The sequence below is a fragment of the Pantoea sp. Ep11b genome, from assembly GCF_040783975.1.
GTDB lineage: Bacteria > Pseudomonadota > Gammaproteobacteria > Enterobacterales > Enterobacteriaceae > Pantoea.
In genome coordinates, this window is the sequence record NZ_CP160631.1 from 3,674,997 (window position 1) to 3,690,505 (window position 15,509).

The window sequence follows — 15,509 nt, forward strand, 5'->3', positions numbered from 1 at the left end:
GTTCCGGGTATGCTGAGGGATCGCTCCGTTGATGAAGGCAGCATGCCGGAGAACCAGTCATCTCATCCTTTAACCAGCAGGCCAGCGTGCTGGCTTGCCATCGCAGCGAAATGAAGGGATCCCTCTCTTCAGGTGACTCGCTGCGGATGACGGGTCTCCGCTTTATGCAACAGGTTGCATTATACTGCAGGACTCATCGGCTAAAGCTTTTTACGGCCGGTGAACAGGCTGATGAGGAACAGGATAATACCTACAACGAAGACAACTTTAGCTGCCCATGCTGCTGTACCCGCTAAACCGCCGAAACCTAACGCTGCAGCAATCAGTGCGATTACCAGAAAAATAATGCCCCAACGAAACATAAGCCTCTCCTTACCCTATTTAAATTCGAACTGCTTATTTCATCCCCGGATGGGTGTCTTTTATTCGTGCGGCCACCGGAGCAACCGCACGTCAGCTATTAAGATTTAACCGTCAGGTCATTCTTAACGCTTTTCACGCCTTCAATGGCTTTAGCGATGCTTTCTGCACGGTCTGACTGTGCCTGATTAGCAACATGCCCTGAAAGCTGAACAACACCGTCGGTAGTCTCAACTTTGACGTTGCGCGACGGAACAATGTCATCTGCTAATAGCTTAGCTTTAATTTCGCTGGTCGTTGCGGCATCGCCCGCATAACCTTTCACTGAAGATGATTTGCTGTCTCTGACGTGTAGTTTGTCGCTGACGGATTTAACACCTTCGATCTTCTGCACCACAGCCACAGCCTTTTCAGCCTGCTCCTGTGAGGTGACGAAACCGCTTAAGGTCACGACGCCCTGATGCGTTTTTACCGAGATATCCGTGCTTTTAATCGCGTCGTCATCCACCAGGGCCGCTTTGGCTTTGGCGGTGATGGCGCTGTCATCCATAAAACCATCGACTTTTTTCATAGAACTATCGATTTTTGAACCCGCGCTGTCGGCTGTCTGTGACGCTTTCTGCGACATGGATTCATCAGCCAGTGCGCTGCCGCTGATCAGAGCTGAACCAATCATGGCGGCCATCAGGGTTTTAGCAATCTTAGTCTTGTTCATCGATATCTTCCTTCTATCAGTTAACTCACCCAAAAACTGTGGGCGAAACAGCGGCAATAAGGCCACTGCGTTACAGGACGTAAGGACAAGAGAAGTCTCTTCCGCCGTCCGATAAAATAATCATAGACGGCATTTTGCAACTTGCCTGGCTAACTGGTTGATCACACGTCAAAACAGAATAAAAGCAGTGTTTTTAGGAGGAGTCTGGAGCGGGGGAAACAGGGCCACTCCCAGCTGGAGTGGCCCGGAAACAGCGCGATCAGTGCTCGCGTGTTTTACGGAAACGGACGTCGGGATAACGTTCCTGAGTAATATTCAGATTGACCATGGTTGGCGCGATATAAGTCAAATTATCACCGCCATCGAGCGCCAGGTTCACTTCGTTTTTACGCTGGAAGTCATCAAACTTTTTCGCGTCGTCACACTCTACCCAGCGCGCCGTTGAGACGTTAATCGCTTCGTAGATCGCTTCGACGTTATATTCACTTTTCAGACGCGCCACGACCACGTCGAACTGCAGCACCCCAACAGCGCCCACGATCAGATCGTTGTTATGCACCGGACGGAAGACCTGTACGGCGCCCTCTTCCGACAGCTGAACCAGCCCTTTCAGCAGCTGTTTCTGCTTCAGCGGATCGCGCAGGCGGATACGGCGGAACAGCTCTGGGGCGAAGTTCGGAATGCCGGTGAACTTCATGTTCTCACCCTGGGTAAAGGTGTCGCCAATCTGGATGGTGCCGTGGTTATGCAGGCCGATGATATCGCCGGGGTAGGCTTCTTCAACATGCGCACGGTCGCCCGCCATAAAGGTCAGCGCATCGGAGATCATCACATCTTTGCCGGTGCGCACCTGACGCAGCTTCATCCCTTTTTCATATTTACCGGACACCACACGCATAAAGGCAACGCGGTCGCGGTGTTTCGGGTCCATATTGGCCTGGATCTTAAACACGAAGCCGGTGAACTTCTCTTCCTTCGCTTCCACCCGGCGGGTGTCAGTGTCGCGCGGCATCGGACGCGGCGCCCAGGAGACCAGGCCATCCAGCATGTGGTCGACGCCGAAGTTCCCCAGCGCGGTACCGAAGAAGACCGGTGAGAGTTCGCCATTCAGGAAGGCTTCCTGCTCGAACTCGTGCGAGGCACCCTGAACCAGCTCCAGCTCTTCGCGCAGCTGCGACGCCAGATCTTCGCCTACGGCGGCGTCGAGATCCGGGTTGTTCAGCCCCTTCACGATGCGCACATCCTGAATGGTGTGGCCTTTACCGGTCTGATAAAGATAGGTTTCATCTTTGTAGAGGTGATAGACGCCTTTAAACAGCTTGCCGCAGCCAATCGGCCAGGTAATCGGCGCACAGGCGATTTTCAGCTCGCTCTCGACCTCATCCAGCAGCTCCATCGGATCGCGGATGTCACGGTCAAGTTTGTTCATGAAGGTCAGGATCGGCGTGTCGCGCAGGCGGGTCACTTCCATCAGCTTGCGGGTACGATCCTCGACGCCTTTCGCGGCATCGATCACCATCAGACAGCAGTCAACCGCCGTCAGGGTACGGTAGGTATCTTCGGAGAAATCTTCGTGGCCCGGGGTATCCAGCAGATTCACCAGGCTGTCGCGATAGGGAAACTGCATGACCGAGGTGGTGATGGAGATACCACGCTGTTTCTCCATCTCCATCCAGTCTGACTTGGCGTGCTGGTTAGAACCACGGCCTTTCACCGTACCGGCGGTCTGAATAGCCTGTCCGAACAGCAGCACTTTTTCGGTAATGGTGGTTTTACCGGCATCCGGGTGCGAAATGATCGCGAAGGTGCGGCGGCGAGCCACCTCTTCTAAAAAGGGATTAGACATGGAATTTTTCTCAATAGGCAGCGCACCTGCTGGCGCTGCTGATAAATCATGGTGGCCGGCAGAACCTTACCGGCGGGTAAACGGTGCCTAAAACGATCTTTCATCGTTGGCGGGTCAGCGCGACGTTACATTGGCGTGAAGTCCGGTTACCTGGTCAGCTTTAAGGCGGCATAGCATACAATATTTTGCGCGCGCGGCCTACAGGGAGAGAAACGCGATTTATCGGAGGCGGAACGGTAAACAGAGAAGGCGGCCGCAGTTGCGCCCGCCCGGTCCCGGTTATCCCAGCACCTTTCTGACGCAGGCTTTAAAGATCTGTACCCCGATCTCCAGTGAGCTGAGGTCGAAACGCATATCGGGATGATGCAGACCCGGCGTCAGGTTGGTGCCCAGCCCCCAGAATCCCGCTTTTACGCCCGGCCGCGTCACCGGATAGTAAAAGAAGTCCTCACTGCCTGGTGTGGTCCGGGTCGGCAGCGCCCCCTCTTCGCCCAGCACCTCGACGATGGCGGCGCGGATCACGGCGGTCGCCTCATCGTCGATCTCGGCTGCGGGCATCTCTTTCAGCACGCGGACCTCCGCGCTGGCCCCCAGCGCCGCGACGCTGTGGGTGATGGCGCGCGTGACCTGCTCCTTCAGCAGCGTCATCGGTCCGTTCTCCTGCGAGCGCAGATCCCACACCACGCGGGCCTCATCCGGCACCGAGTTGGTGACGCCCGCATCGCAGAGGAAGCGGGTCGCTTTGACGCTCCAGGTCAGGCCGGGTGGCAGATGAATAGCGTTAACGGCCTGCACCGCCTGCACGGCGGCATCCAGCGCATTGACGCCCAGATGCGGACGGGCCGCATGGGCGGGCTGGCCTTTGATCGTGGCTTCCAGCGTGCTGCAGGCGGAATAGAGCACGGCGGGCACCGCCTGGCCGACCACACACTCCTCCAGCGGACGCAGATGGAACCCCAGAATCATCTCCACATCATCCAGCGCGCCCCCCTCAATCATCGACAGCGCCCCGGCCCCTAACTCCTCGGCGGGCTGGAACAGGATCTTCAGCCGGCCACGTTTTACCGTGCCCTCGCGCAGCAGCGCCGCCGCCGCCGTCAGCACCACCGAAGAGTGGCCGTCGTGGCCGCAGGTGTGACGCGCACAGGGCACGCCATCAATAATGTGCCCCAGCGCATCCATATCCGCGCGCAGCGCCAGCACCGGGCCCGGCACGCCGCTGTCGATCTCCGCCACGATGCCGGTGGTGTTATTGATGTTGCGCGTCACCTTCAGGCCTGCTCTCTTCAGCTGGTCTGCGATATAGGCCGAGGTTTTCACCTCCTGAAAACCCAGCTCCGGAATCTCGTGCAAATAGTGGTAATGCTCTAAAACCTCAGACACAGCGTTACTCCTGTATAAACAGACGCATAACAGACATCGCGATCAGCGCGTTGATGATGCTGACCAGCATCAGCAGCGGCCAGTATTTTTTGGGCACGTCGGCCACGCCCAGCAGCCGCCCCATATATTGCAGCTGTGATCCCATAAGGAAAATCGCCGGAGCCAGAATCGTGATGTCGGCACCTGTCAGCAGCCCTTTGGTCAGCAGGCTGACCGCAACACCGGTGCCAGCCGATGATGACAGCCATGCCGTGAGCAGCACCGTGATCGCCTCGCCCGGCAGGCCAAACAGCCCCATCACCGGCGCAAAAACCTGGCCGAGAAACGGCATAATCCCGAGCAGGTTCAGGACTTCGGCCAGCACATAAGCCATCACCACATTGGGCATCAGGTTATGGATGGCGATGTGAAACCCTTTACGCGCCCCGGTGACAAATACATCGAAGGGGTTACCTGATGTTGTGACGGGATTACTTTTCATCGGCGAAATCCTTTTTGTAGACACTGTTTAACACGGCACGCGTTATCGCCGCACCGACAAATTTCAGTACGAACATCAGTAACAGCGGAATGATGATCGGCAGCGTCATCGAGGCAAACAGTGCGGAGCCGATGGCGAAATAGTTATTAATTAAGCCAGCGCCGGAATATTGCCAGGCGCTCATCACCACCAGCTCTTTTTTACCGATCTGTTTCTGGTCGGCCATCTCTTTAGTTAAGGCCGCCCCGGCGTCGGTGCTTTGCAGATCGGTGATTAATGCCAGACCACACCGGCCTGGCAGCCCCATCAGCGGCTTCAGCAGCGGCGTCAGCAACCGGTGTGCCGCGCGGATCGCGCCGTAGTGGGTGAAGATCTCCAGCACGCCCAGCGCCAGCATTACCGTAGGCGTCAGCGACAGGGCGAACAGGAAGCCCGCTTTGGCGCTCAGCCCCCCTGCGCCCAGAAAGGTATTACTGGCGGGATCTTTCATCGTGCCGAAGCTGCCTCCCAGGGTGGTAAAGTCAAAGGCGCCGAGCCAGGAAAGTCCCTCCACCTTATAAAAGAGCCCTGAGAAAAACAGAATGGCAAAAATTAATGCGACGTAGCTGCCTTTGGTGGCCGCTATTTTCACCGGATTCGCTACCAGCTGTTCATCTGACATAATCGTCTCCTGTAAACCGGGTTAACTGCCTGTTTCCGTTGCAGGCAGGTGTCACTAAGGGAATGCGGTTTCAAGCAGGATCTATGCCAGAGCCGCATAATAAACCGTCGCGCTGACGGCAGGGGCGACGCAGGCCGCGTCATTGCCCTTATCAGCGGGCGGGATCATCGCTTCAGAATCCGGCGTCATCGAGCCGGGCCATCAGCGAATCAGAAATTCCCCCGGCGACTGCGCCCCCGTCACCCGCAGAGGCCCGCCTGTCCGCACTATCATGGTGCTGATTTATCTGGCTTTATGGCCCGGCTGGTCGCGTGCAAAAATGAGAATTGGTCGCATTCAATTTCCGAAATAATTCTATTTAAATCAAACAGATAAATTCACGTTTTTTGATAAAAAGGCTTCACACCCCTAACATCTCTGATGCATAATCCACCGCTTAACCTCTGTATTTAACATCTTCTTAAAAGGACCCGGCCATGCTGACTGCTGAAATGACTGGACGTTTAAACGACCAGCTAAACCTGGAATTTTTCTCTGCCAATCTTTATCTGCAAATGAGCGCCTGGTGCAGCGATAAAGGCTTCGAGGGTGCCGCTTCTTTCCTGAAAATGCATTCACGCGAAGAGATGCAGCATATGCAGCGTCTGTTTGATTACCTGAGCGACACCGGCGCGATGCCGGTACTGGGCACCATTGCCGCGCCGCCGGTTGCGTTCACCTCGCTGAATGAAGTGCTGGAGCAGGCGCTGGATCATGAGCAGCTGATCACCCGCAAGATCAACGAACTGGCGCATGCCGCCATGACCTCACAGGATTACTCCACCTTTAACTTCCTGCAGTGGTATGTCGCCGAGCAGCATGAAGAAGAGAAGCTGTTTAAAACCGTGCTGGATAAACTGGCGCTGGTCAGCAACAGCGGCAACGGCCTGTTCCTGGTCGATAAAGATCTGGGCCGCATGAGCACCGAGAATCACGCCGAGTAATCGTTATCGGGGCCGCCTCAGATCGCTGACAGTTCCCTTACCGGCCGCGGTCATCACGCGACATCAGCCGGAAACAGCTTCCGGCGGCGAAGCGAATCCGCTTTTACCGGCTGCCCCGTTCGGCCCTTTTTTGGGCCGAACGCCTTTCCCTCCGTCTGCTACCTCATCACCCCTTTTACAGCCGGTAACTCGCTGCTTTCTCGCCATTTACCCACAGCTCACGGTGTTCTCCCGCCGGGAGTAACAGGGTGATCTCGCGCCAGGCAGGCTGATAATCCCCGCGTTTCTCTACCGTCAGATCGATACGGGTGGCGCTGCTGCTGAGCGTCCAGTTCAGCCACAGAGCATTCCCCTGCTGCCAGCCGTGGCTCTCGCCATCATCGTCAAAGGTCTCCCCCATAGTGGTCACGCCTTCCGGTGCAGGCCAGATCTGCCACTGCCGCACCGTATCGCGACGCGCATCGGTGGTGGTTTCGCACTCGCCCAGCGGGATCACCGCACCCGCCCGCACCAGCAGCGGCAGCCGATCCAGCGGCGCATCCAGGGTGACCGTTTCGCCGCCCGCAAACGCTCTGCCGCTGTGCCAGTCATACCAGCCGCCGCGATGACGGGGCAGATAGACTTCACGGCTGCGCGCGCCCTGCTCCACCACGCTGGCCACCAGCAGGTCACGCCCCAGCATAAAGTCATCGCACTCCTGCCAGGTCTGCGGATCCTGCTCGTGATCGAGGAAGGTCGGCCGAAGCATCGGCTCATCTTCGGCGCTGGCCTGCCACGCCAGGGTGTAGAGATAAGGCATCAGGCGATAGCGCAGCCGGATCGCCTCGCGGATCATCGGCGTCACCTCCGGATACATCCAGGGCTCATTGACCGTGTGATCGTCATTCCAGGAGTGGATGGTAAAGCGCGGATGCATAATGCCGTTCTGAACCCAGCGCACAAACAGCTCGGCATCCGGTTTGTCGCCCGAGAATCCGCCGACATCGTGGCCGACGTTAAACAGCCCCGACAGGCTCATCCCCAGCCCCATGCGGATGTTATAACGCAGCGTCTGCCAGCTGGTGCGGTTGTCGCCGCTCCAGGTCTGCACATAGCGCTGCATCCCGGCACAACCGGAGCGTGAGATCAGATAGGGCCGCTTGTGCGGCGCGAACTGCTGCTGCGCTTCCATTGAGGCGCGCATCATCAGCAGCGGCATCACCGGCCGGATGTGCTTGATGGCGATCGGCTGACCGAATCCGTGACAGCGGGCTTCGCCATCCCAGACCTCATATTCGTTGTTGTCGTTCCAGGTGGAATCGATCCCCTTTTCCAGCAGCTGCTGAGTGACGTTCTCCTGCCACCAGCGCACCGCCTGCGGATGGGTAAAATCGAGGTGCGATCCCTCATCGTCCCAGAACACCGAACGTTCCGGGCGATCCTGCTCCGAGTCACGGATAAACAGTCCCTGCGCCGCCACCTCCTGATAGCGCGGATGATCCTGCAGCAGACAGGGCTTGATGTTGGCCGCCAGCTTCATGCCAGCGTTATGGAAGGCATCGCTCAGCGCGTCTGGATTCGGAACTTTGTCGTAGTTCCAGTGGAAGACGTAGCGTTTATTGTTAATCGAGGTATAACCCGATGAGAGCTGGAACGAGTCACAGGGAATCTCATGCTCACGACACAGGCGGATAAAGGATTGCAGCTGCTGCTGCGCGTCGGCCGCGTCGGTGTAGTGCATCGTGGAGCCGCTGTAGCCCAGGCTCCACTTCGGCTGAAACAGGGTGCGCCCGGTCAGGCGGACAAAGGCTTTGGTGACGTCGAGCAGGGTCGGGCCAAGCATCATGTAGTAGTCGAGATCGCCCGCCTCGGCACGGTAGCGGCGGTAAGGCAGGTGGTAGTTGTCCAGCTCATTGCCCAGGTCGAGCCAGCTGCTGCTGAGGTTGTCATAGAACAGACCAAAGCTGACGCCGTCGCGCTGCGTCAGGGTAAACGGAATATGTTTATAGAGCGGATCGGTCGTGGCGGCGTTGTAGCCCATGGCGTCGAGATTGCGCATCTCAAAGCGCCGGTTAGCCCGGTTCAGGTCGCCACTTTTTTCGCCCAGACCGTAAACCCGATCCTGCGGCTGACGCCGCTGATAGTGCTCCACCCCATCGCCATGCGCATTGAGCAGATAGGCCCCGGTGTGGCGATCCGCCGTCAGCGGCTGCCAGGTCTCGCCGTCGAACTGCTCCCAGCTCAGGCAGAGCGGCTGATGCACCGTTACCCGCAGCCGTTGCGTGCTGATCCGCAGCTGCTGTGCATCGTGCTCCAGCTGAAAGGCGGGCAGCGTAAAGCCATCCAGCGCCTCGCGATCGCGTCCCTGCCAGGGCACATCTCCCACAGGCGCAATGCTCCATGTGCGGTTCAGCGCCAGCTCGCCGTCGCGCTTCAGCAGCACACGCATCAGCTTATCTTCCAGCACGTACAGCCGCAGGAAGTGACGATCGTCGACCTTCAGCTCAACAAAGTGATCGGCGTGCTGATGCAGCGTCCAGTTCTTCAGAGTTTTCATCGCGGTATCCTTACAGGTTAGCAGGGCGCTGGCGGCGTTCGGCGATCAGCATCACCAGGAAAACAGCACCAATCAGGTCAAAGAAGCCCATCGCCACAAACAGGGGATTGAAGCCGATGGTATCGGCGGTTACACCGATAATCAGCGAGAAGATAAAGCTGGCGATCCAGGCGCAGGAGCCGCGCATCCCGTTGACCGTGGCCATCTGGCGGCGATCAAACCGTTCCACCACCAGCGCACTCAACATGCAGGAGATCACCTGATGTCCGAAGCCCCCCACGGAGATCAGGGCGATCGCCAGCCAGGGATCTTTCACCAGGGTCATCAGCGCCAGCGAGACCATCAGCAGCGCGCCGGTCACGGAGCTGGCGACAATCGAATTGACGCGGGTCATGCCGAAGCAGCGCACATAGAGTCGGGTCAGATAGCCGCTGGCCACGCTGCCGAGATCGGCGGCCAGAAACGGCAGCCAGGCGAACATCACGATCTGTTTGAGATCCATGCCGCGCTCATTGGCAAGATAGAGCGGCACCCAGAAGCTCAGCACTGCCCAGGCCGGTTCGGCCAGAAAGGCCGGGATCGCGATGCCGTAGAATTTTTTCTCTTTGCCGATCACTTTCAGCGCGGTGAAGAACGGCAGCTTTTCGCCGACGGCCTCATTGTCCTGATTAATAAAATCGCGCTCTTCCGCAGAAAGACGGGGATGATTTTGAGGCGAGTGATAGCCCCACCACCAGAGTCCGACCCACAGCAGCCCCAGCCCGCCGGTCAGCAGGAAGGCGCCCTGCCAGCCAAAGGTAACGTGCGCGACATAGATGATCGGTGGTGCCAGCATCGCCCCAATCGAAAAGCCAACCCCCGCCCAGCCCGCAGCGACCGGCCGCTCCTTTTTGGGGAACCAGTCACCGATGGCTTTGGCGTTAGCCGGGGTCGCCGCCGCTTCCGATGCGCCCATCACAAAGCGCAGCAGGGCCAGATGCAGCCAGCTTCCTGCGCCCGCATGCAGCAGACAGGTCACCGACCAGACCAGCGCGCAGATCAGAAAGCCCATTTTCAGGCCGATCACGTCGATCAGCCAGCCGCACAGCGGCTGAAACAGGGTGTAGGCCAGCTGGAACGCGGCCACCACCCAGGAGTACTGCTCGGTGGTCATGTTGAGGCTGGTTTTCAGCTCCGGTGCCAGAATACCGAGCGAGTTGCGGGTGATGTAGTTGACGGTTACCCCCAGCAGAAACATCCCCAGCATCCACCAGCGTAAATTTTTAATCACGCGCACCGTGCGCGAAGCACTAATGGGTTTGGTTGTCGATTCGAGGCTCATCGTGCCACTCCTTATTACCATTGATTACGCACACCGCCTGCTGGCGTACCGCGTGTCCTTTTTTTCGAACTTAAAAAAGTGCGAAACGCGGGTACAGCCTCTTTTTTGCAACTCTTTTCATGGCAGGCTTAACAGGGGCGAAAAATGGCCTCCAGACTCTTATCTGAAGCGATTTAGCAGGCTATGAAAAATTTTTCATTGGCAGATTTGAAGGCGATCACAGAATGAAACAAAGGCTGAAAGTCAGTGAAATTGCGGCCCTGAGCGGCGTCTCCATCAGTACGGTGTCGCGGGTGCTGGCGGGTAAAGCCAATACCCGGCCCGCGACCCGCGATAAAGTGCTGGCCGTGGCGCAGCAGCAGGGCGTGCTGAATAATCTGCACAGCGGTCGCCTGCTGCTGAATGATCTGATGGTCTTCGCTCCGCCTCGCGCCTTTGACGTGCGCAGCGACATCTTCTATTACAAGGTGATTCAGGGGATCAGCCAGGCGGTGGAGCCGCATGAGGTACGGCTGCGCTTCTGCCCGCTGGATGAGCTGGAAAGTGATGCCGCGCGGTTTATCGATAAAATGCAGCAGACCGAAGCGGCCGTGCTGATTGGCATTGATGATGAGCATATTCATCAGCTGGCGGCAGAGATGAATAAACCCTGTGTGCTGATCAACGCCCGCGATCGCCGTATGCGCCTGCCTTCGGTTTCCCCCCATCACCAGTTGATTGGCGAGTTTTCAGCGCGCTACCTGTTTGAGCAGGGGCACCGGCAGATCCTGTCGCTGCACTGTCTGCGCCGCTACACCATGGAGCAGCGATTGCAGGGGGTCCGTGACGCCTGGCACGCGATGAATCTGCGCTTTGACAGCCGCCAGCATCTGCTGACTCTGAACGGCTTCAGCAGCCATGAGGCGGCGGAACGCCTCGGTGACTATCTGCGCCACTGCCCGGACACGCTGCGCCCCACTGCGATCCTCGCCAGCGGGGATTACATTGCCGCCGGGGCGGTCAGTGCGCTGCAACAGGCCGGACTGCGGGTGCCGCAGGATATTTCGGTGATGAGTATGGATGGCTTTAACCTGGCGACCATCCACGATATTCCGCTGACCTCGGTGCAGGTTCCACGGGATGAGCTGGGAGCCGCCGCCGTAAAGCTGCTGCAGGAGATGCGCCTGAATCCCGCTACCCCCACGGGCAGCCTGCTGCTGAATGGCAGGCTGGTGGTACGCGATTCGGTGCGCCGCATTCGGGATAATCTCAGCCATGCGCCGGTTCAGCAGCATGGCCTCTACGATTAATCCAGCGTTTTAAGCCGCAGTTCCGACGGCTGAGGGCGGCCAAACAGGAAGCCCTGAAACAGGGTGCATCCTTCGTCGCGCAGCCGCGCGAACTGCTCATCGCTCTCCACCCCTTCGGCGGTGATCTGGATATCCAGACTGCGGCTCATGCCGGTGATGGCCCGGATAATCGCCAGCGCCTCGCGGCTGTCGCCCATATCGTTAATGAATGACTTGTCGATTTTGATCTTGTCGAACGGAAAGGATCGCAGGTAGCTCAGCGACGAATAGCCGGTGCCGAAGTCATCCAGCGCAATCTGCACGCCCAGCGCCTTGAGATTCTGCAGGGTGCGGATATTGCCCAGCGAATCATCCAGCAGCACCGATTCGGTGATCTCCACTTCCAGCCGCGCCGGGTCCAGCCCTGACTCCCTCAGGGCACCTTCCACCACCGGCACCAGCGAGCTGTTTTTAAACTGCAGCGGAGAAAGGTTGACCGAAACCGACTGCTCCCCTTCCCAGCTCGCTGCTTCGCGGCAGGCTTCATACAGCGCGAACGCGCCCAGCATATGAATCAGGCCGGTCTCTTCGGCAATGGGGATAAAGTCGTTGGGCATGATCAGGCCACGGATCGGATGGTGCCAGCGCATCAGCGCCTCGTAGCCAATAATGGTGTGATGATCGCCGTTGGTGATCGGCTGATAGTAGAGCCGCAGGTGCCCGCCGCTGATGGCATCACGCAGATCGTTCTCAATCAGCCGCCGGCTGCGCGCCTGATCATCCATCTCCAGCGTAAAGTGCTCGTAGCGGTTGCGGCCGTTGCGTTTGGCTTCATACAGCGCCATGTCTGCACAGCGCAGCAGCTGCTCGGGCGTATTGGTGATGGTGGTGCTGAGCGCAATCCCCACACTCAGCCCGACCGACAGATTATGACCTTCGATGTTGACCGGCGGACGAATCGCCTCAATCAGGCGCCTCGCCACAATGCTCGCCTCATCACTGCTGGCGATCGACGGCAGCACAATGGCGAACTCATCGCCGCCGATGCGCGCCAGCGTATCCTGGTCACGCAGCGCGCTGCGCAGCCGCTTTGCCACGCTGCGCAGCAGCTCATCGCCGATCTGGTGACCCAGCGCGTCGTTCACATTTTTAAAGTGGTCGAGGTCAAGGCAGAGCGCGGCACTCTGCTGCTTTGTCTGACCGGCGATGCGCAGGGCTTCGCTCAGCCGCTGACGAAACAGGATGCGGTTCGGCAGGCTGGTCAGATTGTCGTGATGCGCCATATGGTGAATACGGGCATCGGCGGCGCGCTGGTCGGTGACATCCTCCACCAGCAGCATCAGATAGTTGCGCCGCGCATCCTGCCCGGTAATCGCTTTCGCACGGGAGTGCAGGATCCGTTCGCCGCTGGCAGTCATCAGCAGCTGCTCACGCTCATGAACGCCCTCACTGCGCAGCGCAACATCGGCCAGATTGTTGAAGTAGTCGCTGAGTTCAGGCGACATACATTCATGCGGGCGCTTATTGACGATCAGCGTTTTCGACAGGCCGAACAGCTGCTGCGTGCGGTCATTGACCAGCAGGATCTCGCGCGTGATCGCATCCTCAACGATCACGCAGGAGGGGATGTTGGCGATGATGTTATCCAGAAAGCGGGAGAGCGCGGTTTTCTGAGCACTCTGCGCTTCCGCCAGATCGCGGGCGCGCAGGATCTGCTGCTCCTGTTCACGGCGTTCCGTGCGGTCGCGGGTGATCTTGGCAAAACCGACCAGTTTACCCTCATCGTCATGGATGGCATCGATCACCACATGCGCCCAGAAGGCGCTGCCATCTTTGCGGTAACGCCAGCCCTCATCTTCAAAGCGGCCGGTCTTCAGCGCAATGCCGAGGTTCGCTTCCGGTGTCCTGTTGAGCCGCTCCTGCGCACTGTAAAACAGCGAAAAGTGTTGCCCCACCACCTCGTCTGCCCGGTAGCCTTTGGCCCGCTGCGCACCGGCGTTCCAGTTCACCACGACCCCGTCGATATCCAGCATATAGATGGCATAGTCGGTAACGCCCTCCACCAGCAGACGGAAACGCTGCTCCTGCTGCTGCTGCTCTCTGCGGATGCGCTGCTGCTCCGTGCAGTCGCGGGTGATTTTGGCATAGCCCAGCAGTTTGCCCTGATCGTCGCGGATCGCATCGATCACCACATGCGCCCAGAAGGCGCTGCCATCTTTGCGATAGCGCCAGCCTTCATCTTCAAAACGGCCGGTGCGGAACGCGGTCTGCAGGTTCTGATCGGGAATATGATTCAGGCGATCCTGGGCGCTGTAGAATCGGGAAAAGTGCTGACCGACGATCTCTTCCGCCACATAGCCTTTGGCACGCTGCGCGCCGGCATTCCAGTTCACTACGTTGCCGTCATGATCGAGCATATAGATGGCGTAATCGGTGACGCCCTCGACCAGCAGACGGAAGCGCATCTCCTGCTCACGCTCTTTTCGCTGCTGCTCCTGCTGCCGGGTACAGTCCCGGCAGACCAGCGAAAATCCCAGCAGATGAGCCGCCTCGTCGCGGATCGGATAGATCATCACCTCGGCCCAGAAGGTGCTGCCATCTTTACGGCAGCGCCAGCCTGCGCTTTCAGCACGTCCGGTGCTGACGGCCCTCTCAAGATCCCGCTGCGGATAACCGCGACGACGATCCTCTTCGCTGTAGAACAGGGCGACGGACTGTCCGATGATTTCGTCAGGCTGGTAACCCAGAACCTGTTGACCGCCGTCGTTCCAGCTGGCGACCGTTCCGTCCGGTTTAAGCATGGTGATCGTGTAGTCGATCACGCTGTGTACCAGCATGCGATACATGACATCTGAGTGATTATCCATTGTTATTTGCCTGCTACTCGGAAGCCGGATGTGGGCCTGAAATTCTGTTAATACGCTGGCCGGGACTAAAACGGAAAAGGCCGGCAAAGACAAGCGTATTAAGAAAAATAGTGAGTCTTAACAGGAGGGTTATCGGCAGCGGTGAGCAAATGTTCAATGGTGCCGCAGCGGAAATGGGTGCAGATAGTGCATCGTGACAGCAGGCTCCGGCAGCCAGAAAAAAGCGCGGGACGGCTCGCGCGCTTTTATTTGCCAGGGCTGACAGGCGTCTAAAAGTCGGTCTGTTGCTGCAAATGCATTGCCGCAATGGGCTGCCAGATCTCCGTTAACGCGCCCTCTTTACCGGTAAAGGGATCCTGCGTGGGCAGAGGCACGTTTTTTACCTGCTCCTGCGATCGCTGCAGCATCGCAGGCTCATCGCGTAACGTCTCGGGTGACATGCCACGGGGATAGGCGCCCACCACCATAAAGTCGTCGCTGGCGCTGACCTGCCGGTGGCCGACACCCGCCGGGATCAGTACCGCATCTCCGGCGCGCAATGTGACCATCCGGCCGGAATCGCCGCCGAACAGCACTTCCGCCCAGCCTTCCGCGACGCCCAGCAGTTCGTGGGTGTTGGGATGGTAGTGGGTGTAAGGGTAGATCGGGTAGCGCCAGGCTGGCGGCCAGCCGTTCTCTTCAAAGGTTTTCTCAAACCAGAGCGCAATCTCTTCATCTTCCGGCACCACGCGCGGCCAGATGATCAGCGGCAACGGATTGTTGGGCACGCCACCCGAGGGGCTGGCAAGCATCAGGTGCTGCGGATTGTCAGAGGCCCCGGCCGAGAAGGTGCCTGCGGCAAAAGACATCATTAATAACAGACTGGAGGATGGGGCTCGCATACAGGTTCTCCGGCTTTTTTCTAAGTGTGGCAAACCCCGGCCACAATGCAATGTGCGCCAGCCAGCAGAATTGTGATAATTAACTGATATTGCTGACTAAAGCCAAATGTGTCGCGATCTGTAGGGCCAGACTGTGCCGGGATGACGGCGGAGAGCGGTTCTTGCTGCGCTAAAGTGTTGCAAATTGTCAGCCCGCCGCAGAACCCG

General features: G+C 58.3%; 12 protein-coding genes. 2 read left to right on the forward strand and 10 right to left on the reverse strand.

The features are described from left to right. Nucleotides 1–200: 200 nt before the first annotated feature. The 6 genes from AB1748_RS17245 to AB1748_RS17270 all read right to left on the reverse strand — a co-directional run bounded on the left by AB1748_RS17245 (nucleotide 201) and on the right by AB1748_RS17270 (nucleotide 5,446). On the reverse strand, nucleotides 201–362 hold the full coding sequence (locus AB1748_RS17245) for a DUF1328 domain-containing protein (protein ID WP_003848537.1): 162 nt from the start codon (nucleotides 360–362) through the stop codon (nucleotides 201–203). 98 nt (nucleotides 363–460) lie between these two features. Further along, nucleotides 461–1,075, reverse strand: coding sequence for a molecular chaperone OsmY (gene osmY / locus AB1748_RS17250; RefSeq protein WP_111142193.1), 615 nt, complete (start codon nucleotides 1,073–1,075; stop codon nucleotides 461–463). A 259-nt stretch (nucleotides 1,076–1,334) separates the two neighbouring features. Then, nucleotides 1,335–2,921, reverse strand: a complete 1,587-nt coding sequence (gene prfC, locus AB1748_RS17255) for a peptide chain release factor 3 (protein ID WP_111142192.1) — start codon at nucleotides 2,919–2,921, stop codon at nucleotides 1,335–1,337. 279 nt (nucleotides 2,922–3,200) lie between these two features. Then, a complete protein-coding gene (locus AB1748_RS17260) occupies nucleotides 3,201–4,304 on the reverse strand; it encodes a M20 peptidase aminoacylase family protein (protein ID WP_367395823.1) in 1,104 nt (367 codons plus the stop codon). Nucleotides 4,305–4,308: 4 nt separating this feature from the next. Then, on the reverse strand, nucleotides 4,309–4,785 hold the full coding sequence (locus tag AB1748_RS17265; RefSeq protein ID WP_111142190.1) for a YjiG family protein: 477 nt from the start codon (nucleotides 4,783–4,785) through the stop codon (nucleotides 4,309–4,311). Continuing rightward, nucleotides 4,775–5,446, reverse strand: coding sequence for a nucleoside recognition domain-containing protein (locus AB1748_RS17270; protein ID WP_111142189.1), 672 nt, complete (start codon nucleotides 5,444–5,446; stop codon nucleotides 4,775–4,777). Before AB1748_RS17270 ends, AB1748_RS17265 begins: the two co-directional genes overlap by 11 nt. A gap of 476 nt (nucleotides 5,447–5,922) precedes the next feature. On the opposite strand from AB1748_RS17270, the gene ftnA reads away from it, so the two are divergent. Then, nucleotides 5,923–6,429: a non-heme ferritin gene (gene ftnA / locus AB1748_RS17275; RefSeq protein ID WP_111142294.1), complete on the forward strand. Its 507-nt coding sequence runs from the start codon at nucleotides 5,923–5,925 to the stop codon at nucleotides 6,427–6,429. 175 nt (nucleotides 6,430–6,604) lie between these two features. On the opposite strand, the gene AB1748_RS17280 is transcribed toward ftnA, so the two are convergent. Both AB1748_RS17280 and AB1748_RS17285 read right to left on the reverse strand, forming a co-directional pair. Then, on the reverse strand, nucleotides 6,605–8,965 hold the full coding sequence (locus tag AB1748_RS17280; protein ID WP_367395824.1) for a TIM-barrel domain-containing protein: 2,361 nt from the start codon (nucleotides 8,963–8,965) through the stop codon (nucleotides 6,605–6,607). Nucleotides 8,966–8,975: 10 nt separating this feature from the next. Then, entirely contained in the window at nucleotides 8,976–10,286 is a 1,311-nt protein-coding gene (locus AB1748_RS17285; protein ID WP_111141818.1) for an MFS transporter, read from the reverse strand. A gap of 224 nt (nucleotides 10,287–10,510) precedes the next feature. On the opposite strand from AB1748_RS17285, the gene AB1748_RS17290 reads away from it, so the two are divergent. Continuing rightward, the gene (locus AB1748_RS17290; protein ID WP_111141816.1) at nucleotides 10,511–11,575 is read left to right on the forward strand and encodes a LacI family DNA-binding transcriptional regulator; all 1,065 of its coding nucleotides are present in this window, start codon (nucleotides 10,511–10,513) and stop codon (nucleotides 11,573–11,575) included. On the opposite strand, the gene AB1748_RS17295 is transcribed toward AB1748_RS17290, so the two are convergent. Further along, nucleotides 11,572–14,421 carry a bifunctional diguanylate cyclase/phosphodiesterase gene (locus AB1748_RS17295; RefSeq protein ID WP_111141814.1) on the reverse strand — a complete coding sequence of 950 codons (2,850 nt, stop codon included), beginning with the start codon at nucleotides 14,419–14,421 and terminating at the stop codon, nucleotides 11,572–11,574. The genes AB1748_RS17290 and AB1748_RS17295 overlap by 4 nt on opposite strands. A gap of 269 nt (nucleotides 14,422–14,690) precedes the next feature. Then, complete coding sequence (locus AB1748_RS17300; protein ID WP_111141812.1) at nucleotides 14,691–15,302, reverse strand: cupin domain-containing protein; 612 nt, start codon at nucleotides 15,300–15,302, stop codon at nucleotides 14,691–14,693. Between the last annotated feature and the right edge of the window lie 207 nt (nucleotides 15,303–15,509).